Consider the following 16,011-nt stretch of genomic DNA (forward strand, 5'->3'; position numbering starts at 1 on the left):
GTGGGTTATCAGGCCGGATTCGGGATATCGATAAAGGTGACATCCAGGTCGGTATTTTCAGTGAGCCATTCGCTCAGGGCGCGGATACCGCCGCGTTCGGTGGCATGGTGGCCGGCGGCGTAAAAGTGCAGCCCCTGCTCACGCGCCGAGTGGATGGTCTGCTCGGAGACCTCACCGGTGATAAACGCATCGACGCCGAAGCGCGCCGCGGCGTCGATAAAGCCCTGCCCGCCGCCGGTACACCAGGCAACGCGCTGGACGGTATCCGGCCCGGTATCGCCGCACCACAGCGGTTTGCGCCCCAGACGGGCTTCAATCCACGAGGCCAGCTCCAGTCCCGGTACCGGCATCGACAGCTCGCCCCACGGCACCAGGGGTTCAATCTCGCCCATGACCGTAATTCCCAGCAGCTGGGCAAGCTGCACGTTATTGCCCAGCTCCGGATGCGCATCGAGTGGCAGATGCCAGCCGTAGAGGTTGATGTCGTTCGTCAGCAGCGTTTTCAGGCGGTTGCGCTTCATGCCGCGAATCGCCGGGGCCTCACCTTTCCAGAAGTAGCCGTGATGCACGATCACTGCATCCGCCCCCAGACGTACCGCTTCATCAAGCAGCGCCTGGCTGGCGGTGACGCCGGTGACAATCTTGTGCACCTGCTCCTTTCCTTCGACCTGTAAGCCGTTCGGCGCATAGTCGCTGAATGCAGCACTGTTGAGCGTGTCGTTAATCAGACGTTCCAGTTCGGTATTTTTCATCGCTGTTCCCTTCTCAAGATTTACGCGCGGCTTCATAGGCCGCAAGCGTTGCGACCCGCGCCTGTTTGTGGTCGACGATGGGGCGCGGGTAGTCGAGCGTGACGCCCTGTTTGTCCGCCCAGCGCCAGGGATCGTGCAGCGCCTTGTCCGGTACGCTGCTCAGCGCCGGGATCCAGCGGCGAATAAACTCGCCTGCGGCGTCAAAGCGCTCCCCCTGGGTTGTGGGGTTAAAGATGCGAAAATAGGGTGCCGCGTCGGTTCCCGTCGAGGCCGCCCACTGCCAGCCGCCGTTATTGGCGGCGAAGTCGCCATCCAGCAGCTGAGACATAAAATAGCGTTCTCCCCGGCGCCAGTCGATAAGCAGATCCTTTACCAGAAAACTGGCGGTGATCATACGCAGGCGATTGTGCATCCAGCCGGTCTGGTTCATCTGCATCATCGCGGCATCCACGATCGGGTACCCGGTGCGGCCTTCGCACCATGCCGTGAAGTGCGCCTCATCGTCAGACCAGGCAACGTTTTTCGTCCAGCCGATAAACGGCTGATAACGGCAGAGCGCCGGATAGAAGGTCATCAGGTGCTTGTAGAATTCGCGCCAGATAAGCTCATTGAGCCACACCGCGCCCGGCCCACCGTCAAGCGTCCGGGGCTGTTCGGCCAGCAGCCGGTGCAGGCACTGGCGCGGCGACAGTACGCCGATGGCCAGATACGGCGACACCCGGCTGGTGCCGTCCACCGCCGGAAAATCGCGTTGGGTCTCGTACTCCCCTGCCCCGTTCTGACAGAAACGGCGCAGCTGCGCCAGCGCCGCCTCTTCGCCCACCGGGAACAGCGTCTCGTCCGCTGGCTCCAGCGGGTAATCAAACGCGGCCAGCGCGGGTGCCTCGCAGGGGGCATGCTGGCGCGCTTTTGGGGCGTGAACGCACTCGGGCAGCCCTTCATCGAGCCGCTTCAGCCAGGCGCGGCTGAAGGGCGTAAACACCTTGTACATCTCGCGGTTGCCGGTCAGCACGCTACCGGGGGCCAGCACCACGCTGTCGTCGAACCCCTGGCAGGTCACGAAGCCGTCGAGGTGCTTCTCCAGCGCCACGTCGCGCTTACGCTCGTTGAGTTCGTACTGATAGTTATAAAACAGCGCATCGACGCGGTGCTCGTCGCAGAACGAGGCGATCCAGGGAATGCAGGCGTCGAAGTCATCGACCTGCGCGGTATAAAGCGGAATGCCGCGTCGGGACAGCGCCTCACGCAGCGCGTGCAGGTGCTGGCGAATAAACCAGGCCTGCCGTGGCGCCACGCCGTGCGCCTGCCACTGTTCAGGGGTGGCGATAAACAGGCCAATCACCTGTGCGCCGCTGTCGCGGCAGGCCGCCGCCAGGGCGAGGTTATCATGCAGGCGCAAATCGGCCCGGAACCAGACCAGATGCGTGGTCATAAAACTCCCGTTGCTACACGCCTTGTTATTCAGGCTCAGGTTGACGGATACGGCGGACGCGACCCCTGTCGCGCCCGGCTGTGGATGGTAATCAGCGGAAAGGCCGCACTCAGTGACCGTAGCGCAGACGCAGCGCTTCCGGGTACGGCTCGAAATAGCGCTGTACCGAAAGGTAGCTGTCCGGGAACTCGGCCATATAGTGTTTGAGCAGCGTCAGCGGCGCGAGCAGCGGCTGCGTGCCCTGGCGATAGCTGTCAATCAGCGTGGCAAGCTCCTGGCGCTGGCGAGCATTGAGCTGGTTGCGGAAGTACCCCTGCACGTGCATCAGGACGTTCGTGTGATTGCGGCGGGTGGCCGGAATGGCAAGCAGATCCATCAGCTTCTGGCGATAGGCAACGAAAAAGGCCTCCAGATCGTCCCACTCGTTGATGGCCGCCACAAAGCGCCCCAGTTCGCGGTACTGCGGCTGGGAATGGGCGAGCAGCAGCAGCTTGTAGCGGCTGTGGAACGCGATAAGCGCGCCGCGGCTCAGGCCCTCGGCGTGCAGCTGATTGAGTTCATGCAGGGTGTAGACGCGTTCGATAAAGTTTTCACGCAGCACCGGGTCGTGCAGGCGTCCGTCCTCTTCCACCGGCAGCCAGGGGAAGGTCTCCATCAGGATACGGGTGTAGATCCCGCGCTCCGCTTTACGGTTATTTTTTCCGTCGGCGTCGTAGATACGCACGCGCTCCATGCCGCAGCTCGGCGACTTGGCGCAGACGATATAGCCGCACAGGTGCGCCAGCCGGCTCACCCGCTCGGTGGAGTAGGTCTCCATGTCTGCCGTCAGGTCACCGTCGCGTTTATCGCTAAAGCGCAGCGCCACGGCGCCATCCGGCTCCTTTACCAGGCGCAGCGCCGGGCGCGGGACCGGCAGGCCGATGGCCATTTCCGGGCATACCGGTTCAAACTTCATCCACGGGGAAAGGGATTCCACCGCAAAAGCCAGTCGCTTATGACCGCCGTCAAAACGTACCTTCTCCCCCAACAGACAGGCGCTGATGCCAACAGGGATTTTTTCACTCATAGCGACTCCTCATTCACGTCATGGATAAGTGTAGCCAGGCCGCAGGCAGGCGCGAAAGCGGATAATAACCAGAAGCAGTAATAAATTAACCACAAAAAAAAACCGCCCCGACGAAGCGGGGCGGTTTTTGCTGTTTTTCTGCTCAGTAGAAGTCGCAGGCGGCTTTCTCAGAGAGATCCATCCAGACCGGTTTGTCGCTGGTTTTCGACCAGACGCGGTGCAGATAGCTGTAAAAACGGGCGCGATCTTTCCAGAACAGCATAACCGGCAGCGCCAGCACGCCCAGCAGTACGGCATACACGCGGCGCAGGAAAACCTGATGCGCTGGATAGTGCTTATATAAAGACATAAGGCTTCTCCCCTTAACTGGTTGACAGGCCAGGCTGTCGTGAAAGTGAAAATGTGATCTGGTTAAAATAGTATCGCTTTGTTTGTAATTTTACTACTCATCAGACCAGTAAAATGCAAAAAAATCGGCCTCTTTACAATTCATACCGTAAATAAGTTACAAAACGGTTAAATAAATACTAACCCACGGTTAAATTGTGGCTTTTGCCCATTTTTATACTTTTTTTACACCCCGCCTCGCCTTTTTTGCGACTTCTTTTCGCCCGCCCGTTCACCATGACCGCACATCATTAACACCACTGGAGGTGGACTGTGGGTGCAGGCGTATTAGCCGGCGTTGTGCTGGTTTTCCTGTTGCTGGGCTATCTGGTTTACGCCCTGATTAATGCGGAGGCGTTCTGATGGCCGCATCGGCATTTTTACTGATCGCCAGCTTTTTACTGGTGCTGCTGATTCTGGCAAAGCCATTGGGTAGCGGGCTGGCCCGCTTCATTGAGGGGTCACCGCTGCCTGGCCTGGCCGGTATCGAGCGGGTTATCTGGCGGGTCTCCGGCGTGAACGCCCGAGAGATGAACTGGCGCGAGTATCTGCTCGCTATTCTGCTGCTCAACCTTATCGGGCTGGCGGTGCTGTTCGTCATGCTGATGGCCCAGGGCGCACTGCCGTTTAATCCGCAGCAGCTGCCGGGCCTCTCCTGGCATCTGGCGCTGAACACGGCGGTGAGCTTTGTGACCAATACCAACTGGCAGTCCTACGCCGGGGAGAGCACCCTGAGCTACTTCAGCCAGATGGTCGGCCTGACGGTGCAGAACTTCCTCTCAGCGGCGACCGGTATCGCGGTGGTGTTCGCCCTGATCCGCGCCTTTGCGCGGCATACGGTCACGACGCTTGGCAACGCCTGGGTGGATCTCACCCGCATCACGCTGTGGGTGCTCCTGCCGCTGTCGCTGCTTGTCGCGCTGTTCTTTATCCAGCAGGGCGTACTGCAAAACCTGCTGCCCTACCAGCCCTTTACCTCGCTGGAAGGGGCGAAGCAGTTCTTGCCGATGGGGCCGGTGGCGTCCCAGGAGGCCATCAAGCTGCTCGGCACCAACGGCGGGGGCTTCTTTAACGCCAACTCGTCGCACCCGTTCGAAAACCCCGGCGCGCTGACCAACATGGTGCAGATGCTGGCGATCTTCCTGATCCCCGCCGCGCTCTGCTTTGCCTTTGGCGATGCGGTGGGCGATGCCCGTCAGGGCCGCGCCATTCTCTGGACCATGGCGTCCATCTTCGTGGTGTGCGTGGCGATCGTGATGTGGGCCGAAACCCAGGGCAATCCGCATCTTCTCGCCCTGGGCGCCGACAGCGCGCTCAATATGGAAGGCAAGGAGAGCCGGTTCGGCATTCTCGCCAGCGCACTGTTCAGCGTGGTGACGACCGCAGCTTCCTGCGGGGCGGTGAATGCCATGCACGACTCCTTCACCGCGCTGGGCGGCATGATCCCGATGTGGCTGATGCAGATCGGCGAGGTGGTATTTGGCGGCGTTGGGTCTGGTTTGTACGGGATGCTGCTGTTCGTGCTGCTGGCGGTGTTTATCGCCGGGCTGATGATTGGCCGCACCCCGGCCTATCTGGGGAAAAAGATCGACGTACGGGAGATGAAGCTTACCGCGCTGGCGATTCTGGTCACCCCGGCGCTGGTGCTGCTCGGCACCGCGCTGGCGATGATGACCGATGCCGGTCGCGCCGGCATGCTCAACCCCGGCATCCACGGTTTCAGCGAGGTGCTTTACGCCGTATCGTCCGCCGCTAACAACAACGGCAGCGCCTTCGCTGGCCTGAGCGCCAACACGCCGTTCTGGAACCTGCTGCTAGCCTTCTGCATGTTCGTGGGCCGCTTCGGGGTCATTATCCCGGTGCTGGCGATTGCCGGATCGCTGGTGAGCAAAAACATTCAGCCGGTCACGCCCGGTACGCTCCCGACCCACGGCGCGCTGTTTATCGGCCTGCTGATCGGAACCGTGCTGCTGGTCGGCGCCCTGACCTTTATTCCCGCCCTCGCCCTCGGCCCGGTGGCGGAACACCTCTCTCTTGTGCAATGACTATTGCGGAGCGCTATCAATGAGTCGTAAGCAACTGGCCCTGCTCGAACCTGGACTACTTCGTCAGGCGCTGATGGATTCTTTTCGCAAGCTCGACCCGCGCGCCCAGTGGCGCAACCCGGTGATGTTTATCGTCTGGGTGGGGAGCGTGCTGACTACCCTGCTGGCGGTGGCCATGGCGGGCGGTCTGCTGGCGGGCGACGCCCTGTTCACCGGCGCAATCAGCCTGTGGCTGTGGTTTACCGTGCTGTTTGCCAACGTCGCCGAAGCGCTGGCGGAGGGACGCAGCAAGGCGCAGGCCAACAGCCTGAAAGGAGTGAAAAACACCGCTCCGGCCCGTAAGCTGCGCGCCCCACAGCATGACGCCCAGGTGGACTTGGTTCCGGCGGCGTCGCTGCGTAAAGGCGATCTGGTGCTGGTGCAGGCCGGTGACACCATCCCCTGCGACGGGGAGGTGATCGAAGGCGGTGCGTCGGTGGATGAGAGCGCCATAACCGGGGAGTCCGCCCCGGTGATCCGCGAGTCCGGCGGGGATTTCGCGTCGGTTACCGGCGGGACGCGCATCCTCTCCGACTGGCTGGTGATCCGTTGCAGCGTCAACCCTGGCGAAACCTTCCTCGATCGTATGATCGCCATGGTGGAGGGCGCCCAGCGTCGTAAAACCCCAAACGAGATCGCCCTCACCATCCTGCTGGTGGCCCTGACTATCGTGTTTCTGCTGGCAACGGCCACGCTCTGGCCGTTCTCCCGGTACGGCGGCGCGGCGGTGAGCGTGACGGTGCTGGTGGCGCTGCTGGTCTGCCTTATCCCCACCACCATCGGCGGGCTGCTCTCTGCCATTGGCGTCGCCGGCATGAGCCGTATGCTCGGCGCCAACGTGATCGCCACCAGCGGGCGCGCCGTGGAAGCGGCGGGCGACGTCAACGTCCTGCTGCTGGACAAAACCGGCACCATCACCCTCGGCAACCGCCAGGCCTCGGCGTTTCTGCCTGCGCCTGGCGTGGATGAGCAAATCCTGGCCGACGCCGCGCAGCTCGCCTCGCTGGCGGATGAAACACCGGAAGGCCGCAGTATCGTGGTGCTGGCGAAGCAGCGCTTCAATCTGCGCGAGCGCGACGTGCAGCAGCTGCAGGCGACCTTCGTGCCCTTTACCGCCCAGACGCGCATGAGCGGCATCAACGTGCAGGATCGCGCCATCCGTAAAGGCTCGGTGGATGCCATTCGCCGTCACGTTGAGGCCAACGGCGGGCACTTCCCGGCGCAGGTCGATGCGCTGGTAGAACGCGTGGCGAAGGTCGGCGGCACGCCGCTGGTGGTGGCTGACGGCGCCAGCGTGCTGGGGGTCATCGCCCTGAAGGATATCGTCAAAGGGGGCATCAAGGAGCGTTTCGCCCAGCTGCGCACCATGGGCATCAAAACGGTGATGATTACCGGGGATAACCGCCTGACCGCGGCGGCCATCGCCGCCGAAGCCGGGGTGGACGACTTCCTCGCCGAAGCCACGCCGGAAGCCAAGCTGGCGCTGATCCGTCAGTATCAGGCCGAAGGCCGGCTGGTGGCGATGACCGGCGACGGCACAAACGACGCCCCGGCGCTGGCGCAGGCGGACGTGGCGGTCGCGATGAACTCCGGAACCCAGGCCGCGAAGGAAGCCGGGAACATGGTGGATCTCGACTCCAACCCTACCAAGCTGATTGAAGTGGTGCATATCGGCAAGCAGATGCTGATGACCCGCGGGTCGCTGACCACCTTCAGTATCGCCAACGACGTGGCGAAGTACTTCGCCATCATCCCGGCGGCGTTTGCGGCAACGTATCCGCAGCTTAATGCCCTGAACGTGATGCACCTGCACTCTCCCTCGTCGGCCATTCTCAGCGCGGTGATCTTCAACGCCCTGATCATTATTGTCCTCATCCCGCTGGCGCTGCGCGGCGTGAGCTATAAACCGCTCAGCGCGGCGGCGATGCTGCGCCGTAACCTGTGGATTTATGGCCTCGGTGGGCTGGTGGTGCCGTTTATCGGCATCAAAATTATCGACCTGATCCTGACCGTGCTGGGTCTGGTGTAAAAGGAGTTGTTCATGGCACAGTTACGCCCGGCTTTACTGCTGTTTATTCTGCTGACGCTGATTACCGGCGGCCTCTATCCGCTGCTCACCACCGCTCTCGGGCAGTGGTGGTTCCCGGATCAGGCCAACGGGTCGCTTATCCGAATTGATAACGCGGTGCGCGGCTCCCTGCTGATCGGCCAGAACTTCAGCAGCGCGCGTTATTTTCAGGGACGCCCTTCCGCCACCGCGGATGCGCCTTATAATCCACTGGCGTCCGGCGGCAGCAACCTGGCCGCCAGCAATCCGGCGCTGGACGAGGCGATTGAGGCGCGCATCGCCGCCCTGCGCGCCGCCAACCCGCAGGCCACCCCGGCGGTGCCGGTGGAGCTGGTCACCGCTTCCGCCAGCGGGCTGGATAACGGCATTTCGCCTGACGCGGCCCGCTGGCAGATCCCACGCGTAGCGAAAGCGCGTAATCTGCCCGAAGAGGAGGTGGCGCGGCTGGTAACGGAGGCCACGCAAACCCCGCTGGTAGATTTTATCGGCCAGCCGGTGGTCACCCTGATGCAGCTTAACCTGGCCCTGGACGGGCGCACCATGCCGTAAGGACGGACTATGACAGAGGAACCCTCGCGCCCCGACCCGGATCGCCTGCTGGAGCAGGCCACGCCCCGGACGCGCGGTACGTTGAAGATCTTTTTCGGCGCCTGTGCGGGCGTCGGGAAAACCTTCGCCATGCTGCAGGAGGCGCAGCGCCTGCGCGCCCAGGGCCTGGATATTCTGGTGGGCGTGGTCGAGACCCACGGCCGCAAGGAGACCGCGGCGCTGCTGGAGGGGCTGGCTGTTCAGCCCCTTAAACGCCTCCATCACCGGGGTCGCCAGGTGATGGAGTTCGACCTCGACAGCGCCCTCGCCCGCCGTCCGGCGCTGATCCTGATGGATGAGCTGGCGCACAGCAACGCCCCCGGCTCGCGTCACCCGAAACGCTGGCAGGATGTGGAGGAGCTGCTGGAGGCCGGGATCGATGTCTTCACCACCGTTAACGTGCAGCATCTTGAGAGCCTGAACGACGTGGTGGGCGGCGTGACCGGGGTGCAGGTCCGGGAGACGGTGCCCGATCCGGTCTTCGATGCCGCCGACGAAATCGTGCTGGTGGATCTCCCGCCGGACGACCTGCGCCAGCGCCTGCACGAAGGCAAAGTCTATATCGGTGGTCAGGCCGAACGCGCCATCGAACACTTCTTCCGTAAAGGCAACCTCATTGCCCTGCGCGAGCTGGCGCTGCGCCGCACCGCCGACCGGGTGGACGAGCAGATGCGCGCCTGGCGGGACAACAAAGGACAGGAGCGCGTCTGGCACACCCGGGATGCCATTTTGCTGTGCATCGGCCACGGAAACGGTAATGAGAAGCTGGTGCGCACCGCGGCGCGGCTGGCGGCGCGGCTGGGCAGCGTCTGGCATGCGGTCTACGTTGAAACCCCGGATCTGCACCGCCTGCCGGAGCACCAGCGCCGCGCTATCCTCAGCGCGCTGCGCCTTGCCCAGGAGCTGGGGGCAGAGACCGCCACCCTCGCCGATCCGGCGGAAGACAAAGCCATTCTGCGCTACGCCCGGGAGCACAATCTCGGCAAAATTGTTATCGGCCGACGCAACACCCGCCGCTGGTTTCAACGCGATACCTTTGCCGATCGCCTCGCCCGTCGCGCGCCGGATCTCGACCTGCTGATTGTCGCGCTGGATGACAAACCGCTGGTCACCGCCCGCACCCCCGACACCCGCACCTTCACCGAAAAGTGGCGCGTGCAGCTACGCGGTGCGCTGGCGGCGGTGCTGCTCTGTACCCTTATCACCCTGATCGCGAGCCAGTGGATGGTGGCGTTCGACGCCGCCAACCTGGTGATGATCTACCTGCTCGGCGTGGTGGTGGTGGCACTGTTCTACGGGCGCTGGCCGTCGGTGCTGGCGACCGTGCTCAACGTGCTCAGCTTCGATCTGTTCTTTATTGCGCCGCACGGTACGCTCGCGGTCTCCGACGTGCAGTATCTGCTGACCTTTGCGGTGATGCTCTCCGTGGGGCTAATTATCGGTAACCTCACCGCCGGAGTGCGCTATCAGGCCCGGGTCGCCCGCTATCGCGAGCAGCGCACCCGCCACCTGTATGAGATGTCGAAGTCGCTGGCCGTGGGACGCAGCGCGGCGGACATCGCGGCCACCAGCGAGCAGTTTATCCAGTCCACCTTTTTTGCCCGCAGCCAGCTGCTGCTCCCGGACGAGCACGGCACGCTCACCCCCTGTGCGGCAGATAAAGGCGTCACCGCCTGGGATGAGGCCATCGCCCACTGGAGCTTCGATAAAGGGCAGCTGGCCGGTGCGGGAACCGACACCCTGCCCGGGGTGCCGTACCAGATCCTGCCCCTGCGCACCGCCCACAAAACCCACGGGCTGGTGATTGTCGAGCCGGAAAACCTGCGTCAGCTGATGATCCCGGAGCAGCAGCGGCTGCTGGAAACCTTCACCCTGCTGGTCGCCAGCGCGCTGGAACGTCTGGCGCTCACCGCCAGCGAAGAGCAGGCGCGGCTGACCAGCGAGCGCGAGCAGCTGCGCAACTCGCTGCTGGCGGCGCTCTCCCACGACCTGCGCACTCCACTTACCGTGCTGTTTGGTCAGGCGGAGATCCTGACGCTCGACCTGGCCGCGGAAGGGTCGCCCCACGCGCCTCAGGCGAACGACATCCGTCGCCACGTGCTGAACACCACCCGGCTGGTCAACAACCTGCTGGACATGGCGCGCATTCAGTCGGGCGGGTTCAACCTGCGCAAAGAGTGGCTGACCCTCGAAGAGGTGGTGGGCAGTGCGCTCAGCATGCTGGAGCCCGGCCACACCGGTAAGCCAATCCAGCTTGCCCTGCCCGATTCGCTGACCCTGATTAACGTTGACGGGCCGCTGTTTGAGCGGGTGCTGATCAACCTGCTGGAGAACGCGGCCAAATACGCCGGCAGCCAGGCGGATATCGGTATTCGGGCACGGGTGAATGACGGGACGCTGGATCTGGAGGTGTGGGACAGCGGGCCGGGTATCCCTGCTGGTCAGGAAGGCGCTATCTTTGATAAATTCGCCAGGGGAAATAAAGAGTCCGCCATTCCCGGCGTGGGACTGGGGCTGGCGATCTGCCGGGCGATTGTCGAGGTGCACGGTGGCCGCATCTCAGCCGGTAACCGCCCGGAAGGCGGGGCCAGCTTCCACGTCACGCTTCCGCTGGAGACGCCACCCGGCGTCGATGAACTACACGAGGGTATGTGATTAACGTCCTGATCGTCGAAGATGAAAAAGAGATCCGCCGCTTTTTGCGTACCGCGCTGGAGGCGGAAGGCCTGCGGGTGCACGAGGCCGACACGCTGCAGCGCGGGCTTATCGAGGCCGCAACCCGCAAGCCGGATATGGTGATCCTCGATCTGGGCCTGCCGGACGGCGACGGGCTGACCTTTATTCGCGATTTTCGTCAGTGGAGCCAGACGCCGATCGTGGTGCTGTCGGCGCGCAGCGAAGAAGAAGACAAAATCGCCGCGCTGGATGCCGGGGCGGACGACTATCTCAGTAAGCCCTTTGGCATTGGCGAGCTGCAGGCGCGCCTGCGGGTGGCGCTGCGTCGGCACGGGTCGCAGCAGCACCCGGACCCGGTGTTTCGTTTTTCAGACAGCGAAGTGGATCTCGCCAGCCGCCGTATCACCCGCGGCGGCGCGGAGGTGCATCTCACGCCCATTGAGTTTCGTCTGCTGGCGGTCCTGCTTAACAACCACGGCAAAGTCCTGACCCAGCGCCAGCTGCTGAGCCAGGTGTGGGGGCCGAACGCGGTGGAGCACAGCCACTACCTGCGCATCTATATGGCGCATCTGCGCCAGAAGCTGGAGGAGGACCCGGCGCGCCCGCGCCATCTGCTCACCGAAACCGGCGTCGGATATCGGTTTATGATGTGACATCGCCTGCGGTGCCGCGGCGATGAATGCCTGCGCCCGCAGAAACAGCGCGCCAATATTGCTACGCCATTTATTTATCGGAAGCGGTATTTATTTCTCGCACTTATTCATACTCCGACGTACTTCCTCATCAACAATAGAAATTACTCACCGTTATATACCCACCAACATCTATTTATTTCACGCGATTTCACGCCGATGAATACCGTATCCGCAGCCGCCGCACAAAACGCCGCTTTACCTTTCGCTATTCACAAATGCTGAATATTTATTTGTCATTCGATCGTCTTTTACCGATCGCCTTCACAGTTTACCCCCATTTTCTGGATAAAATGGCGAGGCTTTCAATGACTGAAAGGATACGTCACCATGGAAAACAATAACCGCTTAATGCCACATATCAGGCGGACTACGCATATTATGATGTTCGCCCACCGTAACAGCTTCGACTTTCACTTCTTCAACGCCCGATAGCCCTGTTGGCTCAGCGTAAGGCGTTACCGCCAGGCGTAATACTTAGCAGTAACAGGCACTTGCCTGAGGGATCGACACTCGTCTGCCGCACCTGACTATGCCGTGACCGGACGGCCAGGATCGCTACGCCCGTAAAAAGCCATCGCCTGATATTCCATCAGCGATACCGCATTGCTTTTTATTCCGGATGCATTCGATTTCTTTTATCAGGAAATTGAAGGGCCCCGTATTATCAAAATAAAGGAATAACCATGAAAAGTTTAAAAATCGCCGCCAGCCGCGCATGCCCTGACTGTTTTACCACCGCACGAGACATCGTGGATGCCGGCCACTCTGATTATATTGATATCGCCGCCGCTGTACTTACGGTCAGTGATATTTTCGCCGGCATGATCGATGAAATAGAAGCCACGGGGTTTGGCATTCCCATTTTTATTGCCACATATAAGGAAGAGATTGTGCCGGCAGAATATCTACCGCGTATTCAGGGGGTATTTGAAAATAATGAGACCTGCCATGCTTTTTACGGTCGCCAGCTCGAAGCCGCCGCACAGAAATATGAGACCCGGCTACGTCCGCCCTTTTTTCGCGCGCTGGTGGAGTATGTCAGCCAGGGCAACAGCGCCTTTGACTGCCCGGGGCATCAGGGCGGGCAGTTTTTCCGCCGTCACCCGGCGGGCAACCAGTTCGTGGATTTCTTCGGTGAAACCCTGTTTCGCGCCGACCTGTGCAACGCCGACGTGGCAATGGGCGATCTGCTGATCCATGAAGGCGCCCCCTGCAGTGCCCAGCAACACGCGGCGAACGTGTTCCACGCGGATAAAACCTACTTTGTGCTGAACGGAACATCGGCGGCGAACAAGGTGGTGCTGAATGCCCTGCTCACGCCCGGCAATCTGGTGCTGTTCGATCGCAATAACCATAAATCAAACCACCACGGCGCACTGTTGCAGGCCGGTGCCACGCCGGTCTATCTGGAAACCGCGCGCAACCCGTATGGCCTGATTGGCGGGATCGATGACCACTGTTTCAATGAAGCCTGGCTACGTGAGCGCGTGGCGGCGGTTGCCCCGGAGCGCGCCCGGGATCGTCGCCCGTTCCGCCTGGCGGTGATCCAGCTTGGCACCTACGACGGTACCATCTACAACGCCCGCCAGGTATTGGATAAGATTGGTCACCTGTGCGACTACATTTTGTTTGATTCCGCCTGGGTGGGGTACGAGCAGTTTATCCCGATGATGGCCGAGTGCTCGCCGCTGCTGCTGACGTTAAACGAAAACGATCCGGGCATTCTGGTGACGCAGTCGGTCCATAAGCAGCAGGCCGGTTTCTCACAGTCGTCTCAGATCCATAAGAAAGACCGTCATATCAAAGGCCAGCCGCGTTACGTCCCGCACAAGCGCCTCAATAATGCGTTCATGATGCATGCCTCCACCAGCCCGTTCTATCCCCTGTTCGCCGCGCTGGATATCAATGCCCGGATGCACGAGGGGGTCAGCGGCCGCAATATGTGGATGGACTGCGTGGTGGACGGCATCGAGGCGCGGAAGCTTATTCTGCAACACTGCCGCCTGATACGCCCCTTTGTACCGGATAGCGTGGACGGGCGTCCGTGGGAGAGCTGGCCAACCGCCGACATTGCCGCGGATCTGCGTTTCTTTCATTTCGTTCCCGGTGCGCAGTGGCATGCCTTCGAAGGCTATGCCGCACACCAGTACTTTATCGATCCCTGCAAGCTGCTGCTGACCACGCCGGGGATTAATGTCCGCACCGGCGAGTACGAGGCGTTTGGCGTTCCGGCTACGGTGCTGGCGAACTACCTGCGTGAAAACGGCATTATTCCCGAGAAATGCGACCTTAACTCGATCCTGTTCCTGCTGACGCCCGCCGAAGACATGGGCAAGCTGCAGCAGCTTATTGCCCAACTGGTGCAGTTTGAAAAGCTCATCGAGCGCGATGCGCCGCTCAAGGAGGTGCTGCCGTCCATCTGCAAACAGCATCCGGCGCGTTACCGGAACTACACGCTGCGTCAGCTTTGCCAGGAGATACACGATCTCTACGCGCGCCACAACGTGAAGCTGCTGCAAAAAGAGATGTTCCGCCAGGCGCATTTCCCGCGGGTCAAAATGAGTCCGCAGCAGGCCCATTACGCCTTTTTACGCGGCGAAGTGGAGCTGGTTTCCCTGCGTGACGCAGAGGGCCGTATTGCCGCCGAGGGCGCACTCCCCTACCCGCCGGGCGTACTCTGTGTGGTGCCCGGTGAAATCTGGGGCGATGCGGTGCTGCGTTACTTTGCCGCGCTGGAGGAGGGAATTAACCTTCTGCCCGGCTTCGCGCCGGAACTGCAGGGGGTTTATATCGAGGAGCAGGATGGCCGCCTGGGCGTGCACTGCTACGTCATCAAACAGCCGGACGCGCGTCCAGCCCTGCTGAAGGGGGAGCGGCTATGAGCAAATCCACGAAAATGGGGGTGGTGCAGCTTACCGTGCTGACCATCGTTAACATGATGGGCTCGGGCATCATCATGCTGCCCACCCGGCTTGCCGAAGTCGGCACCCTCTCCATCATCTCCTGGCTGGTGACCGCCGTGGGGTCGATGGCGCTGGCATGGGCCTTCGCCAAATGCGGGATGTACAGCCGCAAGTCCGGAGGAATGGGGGGCTATGCCGAGTATGCGTTCGGCAAATCCGGCAATTTCATGGCCAACTATACCTACGGCGTGTCGCTGCTGATTGCTAACGTGGCGATTGCCATCTCGGCGGTCGGTTACGGCACCGAGCTGGTGGGCGTCGTCCTGACGCCGGTACAGATCGGCATTGCCACCATCGTGGTGCTGTGGATTTGCACGCTGGCCAACATCGGTGGAGCGCGCATAACCGGGCAAATCAGCGGCATCACCGTCTGGGGCGTTATCGTGCCGGTGGTGGGCCTGTGCGTCATCGGCTGGTTCTGGTTCAGCCCGGCGCGCTACGTCAGCGCCTGGAATCCGCATCACCTGCCGTTCTTCTCCGCCGTCGGCTCCTCGATTGCCATGACCCTGTGGGCCTTTCTGGGGCTGGAGTCGGCCTGCGCCAATGCCGAGGTGGTGGAGAACCCTGAACGCAACGTGCCGATCGCGGTACTGGGCGGGACGCTGGGCGCGGCGGTGATTTACATCGTCTCGACCAATGTGATTGCTGGTATCGTCCCCAATCTGGATCTTGCCCACTCCACCGCGCCCTTCGGGCTGGCGTTTGCCCAGATGTTCACTCCGGCGGTGGGCAAGGTGATCATGGGACTGATGGTGATGTCCTGCTGCGGGTCGCTGCTTGGCTGGCAGTTTACTATCGCCCAGGTGTTCAAATCCTCCGCGGATGAAGGCTACTTCCCGAAAATCTTCTCCCGCGTTACCAAAGCGAACGCACCGGTGCAGGGAATGCTGACCATCGTGATTTTCCAGAGCTTATTGTCACTGATGACTATCAGCCCCTCGTTGAACAGCCAGTTCAACGTGCTGGTGAACCTGGCGGTGGTAACCAATATCATCCCGTATATTCTGTCGATGGCGGCGCTGGTGATTATTCAGAAAGCCGCCAATGTCGACCCGGGGAAGGCGAAAGCGGCCAACGTGATTGCGCTGGTGGGGGCGATTTACAGCTTTTACGCGCTCTACTCCTCGGGCGAGGAGGCCATGCTGTACGGGGCCATTGTCACCTTTATGGGCTGGACGCTGTACGGCCTGGTGTCGCCGCGTTTTGAGCTAAAGAATCGGCCCGGCTAATAAAAAACAAAACGGCAACCCGAAGGTTGCCGTTTTACTGTTTTCCCCTCGCTCCCGGAGAAAGCCGGGTG

13 protein-coding genes are annotated in these 16,011 nt (G+C 61.5%); 9 read left to right on the plus strand and 4 right to left on the minus strand.

Annotation, left to right across the window (positions count from 1 at the left end; all coding sequences use genetic code 11):
* Positions 1-8 precede the first annotated feature (8 nt).
* The 4 genes from DW58_RS08005 to DW58_RS08020 all read right to left on the minus strand — a co-directional run bounded on the left by DW58_RS08005 (position 9) and on the right by DW58_RS08020 (position 3,599).
* Positions 9-752 carry a type 2 GTP cyclohydrolase I gene (locus tag DW58_RS08005; protein WP_024550114.1) on the minus strand — a complete coding sequence of 248 codons (744 nt, stop codon included), beginning with the start codon at positions 750-752 and terminating at the stop codon, positions 9-11.
* A gap of 13 nt (positions 753-765) precedes the next feature.
* Entirely contained in the window at positions 766-2,184 is a 1,419-nt protein-coding gene (gene phrB, locus DW58_RS08010; RefSeq protein ID WP_029592675.1) for a deoxyribodipyrimidine photo-lyase, read from the minus strand.
* 109 nt (positions 2,185-2,293) lie between these two features.
* Positions 2,294-3,250, minus strand: a complete 957-nt coding sequence (locus DW58_RS08015; RefSeq protein ID WP_024550559.1) for a YbgA family protein — start codon at positions 3,248-3,250, stop codon at positions 2,294-2,296.
* 142 nt (positions 3,251-3,392) lie between these two features.
* The gene (locus tag DW58_RS08020; RefSeq protein ID WP_024550558.1) at positions 3,393-3,599 is read right to left on the minus strand and encodes a YbfA family protein; all 207 of its coding nucleotides are present in this window, start codon (positions 3,597-3,599) and stop codon (positions 3,393-3,395) included.
* A gap of 311 nt (positions 3,600-3,910) precedes the next feature.
* On the opposite strand from DW58_RS08020, the gene kdpF reads away from it, so the two are divergent.
* From kdpF to potE, 9 genes are all read left to right on the plus strand, one after another.
* A complete protein-coding gene (gene kdpF / locus DW58_RS20650; RefSeq protein WP_081706720.1) occupies positions 3,911-4,000 on the plus strand; it encodes a K(+)-transporting ATPase subunit F in 90 nt (29 codons plus the stop codon).
* Positions 4,000-5,682, plus strand: coding sequence for a potassium-transporting ATPase subunit KdpA (gene kdpA, locus DW58_RS08030; RefSeq protein ID WP_024562611.1), 1,683 nt, complete (start codon positions 4,000-4,002; stop codon positions 5,680-5,682). The genes kdpF and kdpA overlap by 1 nt, the downstream gene beginning before the upstream one ends.
* A 19-nt stretch (positions 5,683-5,701) precedes the next feature.
* Entirely contained in the window at positions 5,702-7,750 is a 2,049-nt protein-coding gene (kdpB, locus tag DW58_RS08035) for a potassium-transporting ATPase subunit KdpB (RefSeq protein ID WP_024562610.1), read from the plus strand.
* 12 nt (positions 7,751-7,762) lie between these two features.
* Positions 7,763-8,338 (plus strand): potassium-transporting ATPase subunit KdpC, encoded by a 576-nt coding sequence (kdpC, locus tag DW58_RS08040; RefSeq protein WP_024550980.1) that lies wholly within the window; start codon positions 7,763-7,765, stop codon positions 8,336-8,338.
* 9 nt (positions 8,339-8,347) lie between these two features.
* The gene (gene kdpD, locus DW58_RS08045; protein ID WP_024550979.1) at positions 8,348-11,032 is read left to right on the plus strand and encodes a two-component system sensor histidine kinase KdpD; all 2,685 of its coding nucleotides are present in this window, start codon (positions 8,348-8,350) and stop codon (positions 11,030-11,032) included.
* Positions 11,029-11,706 (plus strand): two-component system response regulator KdpE, encoded by a 678-nt coding sequence (gene kdpE / locus DW58_RS08050; protein ID WP_024562638.1) that lies wholly within the window; start codon positions 11,029-11,031, stop codon positions 11,704-11,706. The genes kdpD and kdpE overlap by 4 nt, the downstream gene beginning before the upstream one ends.
* Before the next feature lie 369 nt (positions 11,707-12,075).
* Positions 12,076-12,180 (plus strand): leader peptide SpeFL, encoded by a 105-nt coding sequence (gene speFL, locus DW58_RS20875; protein WP_106875989.1) that lies wholly within the window; start codon positions 12,076-12,078, stop codon positions 12,178-12,180.
* A gap of 251 nt (positions 12,181-12,431) precedes the next feature.
* Positions 12,432-14,630, plus strand: coding sequence for an ornithine decarboxylase SpeF (gene speF, locus DW58_RS08055; protein WP_024547859.1), 2,199 nt, complete (start codon positions 12,432-12,434; stop codon positions 14,628-14,630).
* Complete coding sequence (gene potE, locus DW58_RS08060; protein ID WP_024547858.1) at positions 14,627-15,940, plus strand: putrescine-ornithine antiporter; 1,314 nt, start codon at positions 14,627-14,629, stop codon at positions 15,938-15,940. Before speF ends, potE begins: the two co-directional genes overlap by 4 nt.
* Positions 15,941-16,011: the final 71 nt, after the last annotated feature.

It is taken from the genome of Siccibacter turicensis LMG 23730 (assembly GCF_000463155.2).
Classification (GTDB): domain Bacteria; phylum Pseudomonadota; class Gammaproteobacteria; order Enterobacterales; family Enterobacteriaceae; genus Siccibacter; species Siccibacter turicensis.

What these genes read in the sequence shown, in the direction of transcription:
- DW58_RS08005 (WP_024550114.1), bottom strand. Translation starts at nt 752, where the DNA reads ATGAAAAATACCGAACTGGAACGTCTGATTAACGACACGCTCAACAGT.
- phrB (WP_029592675.1), bottom strand. Translation starts at nt 2,184, where the DNA reads ATGACCACGCATCTGGTCTGGTTCCGGGCCGATTTGCGCCTGCATGAT.
- DW58_RS08015 (WP_024550559.1), bottom strand. Translation starts at nt 3,250, where the DNA reads ATGAGTGAAAAAATCCCTGTTGGCATCAGCGCCTGTCTGTTGGGGGAG.
- DW58_RS08020 (WP_024550558.1), bottom strand. Translation starts at nt 3,599, where the DNA reads ATGTCTTTATATAAGCACTATCCAGCGCATCAGGTTTTCCTGCGCCGC.
- kdpA (WP_024562611.1), top strand. Translation starts at nt 4,000, where the DNA reads ATGGCCGCATCGGCATTTTTACTGATCGCCAGCTTTTTACTGGTGCTG.
- kdpB (WP_024562610.1), top strand. Translation starts at nt 5,702, where the DNA reads ATGAGTCGTAAGCAACTGGCCCTGCTCGAACCTGGACTACTTCGTCAG.
- kdpC (WP_024550980.1), top strand. Translation starts at nt 7,763, where the DNA reads ATGGCACAGTTACGCCCGGCTTTACTGCTGTTTATTCTGCTGACGCTG.
- kdpD (WP_024550979.1), top strand. Translation starts at nt 8,348, where the DNA reads ATGACAGAGGAACCCTCGCGCCCCGACCCGGATCGCCTGCTGGAGCAG.
- speFL (WP_106875989.1), top strand. Translation starts at nt 12,076, where the DNA reads ATGGAAAACAATAACCGCTTAATGCCACATATCAGGCGGACTACGCAT.
- speF (WP_024547859.1), top strand. Translation starts at nt 12,432, where the DNA reads ATGAAAAGTTTAAAAATCGCCGCCAGCCGCGCATGCCCTGACTGTTTT.
- potE (WP_024547858.1), top strand. Translation starts at nt 14,627, where the DNA reads ATGAGCAAATCCACGAAAATGGGGGTGGTGCAGCTTACCGTGCTGACC.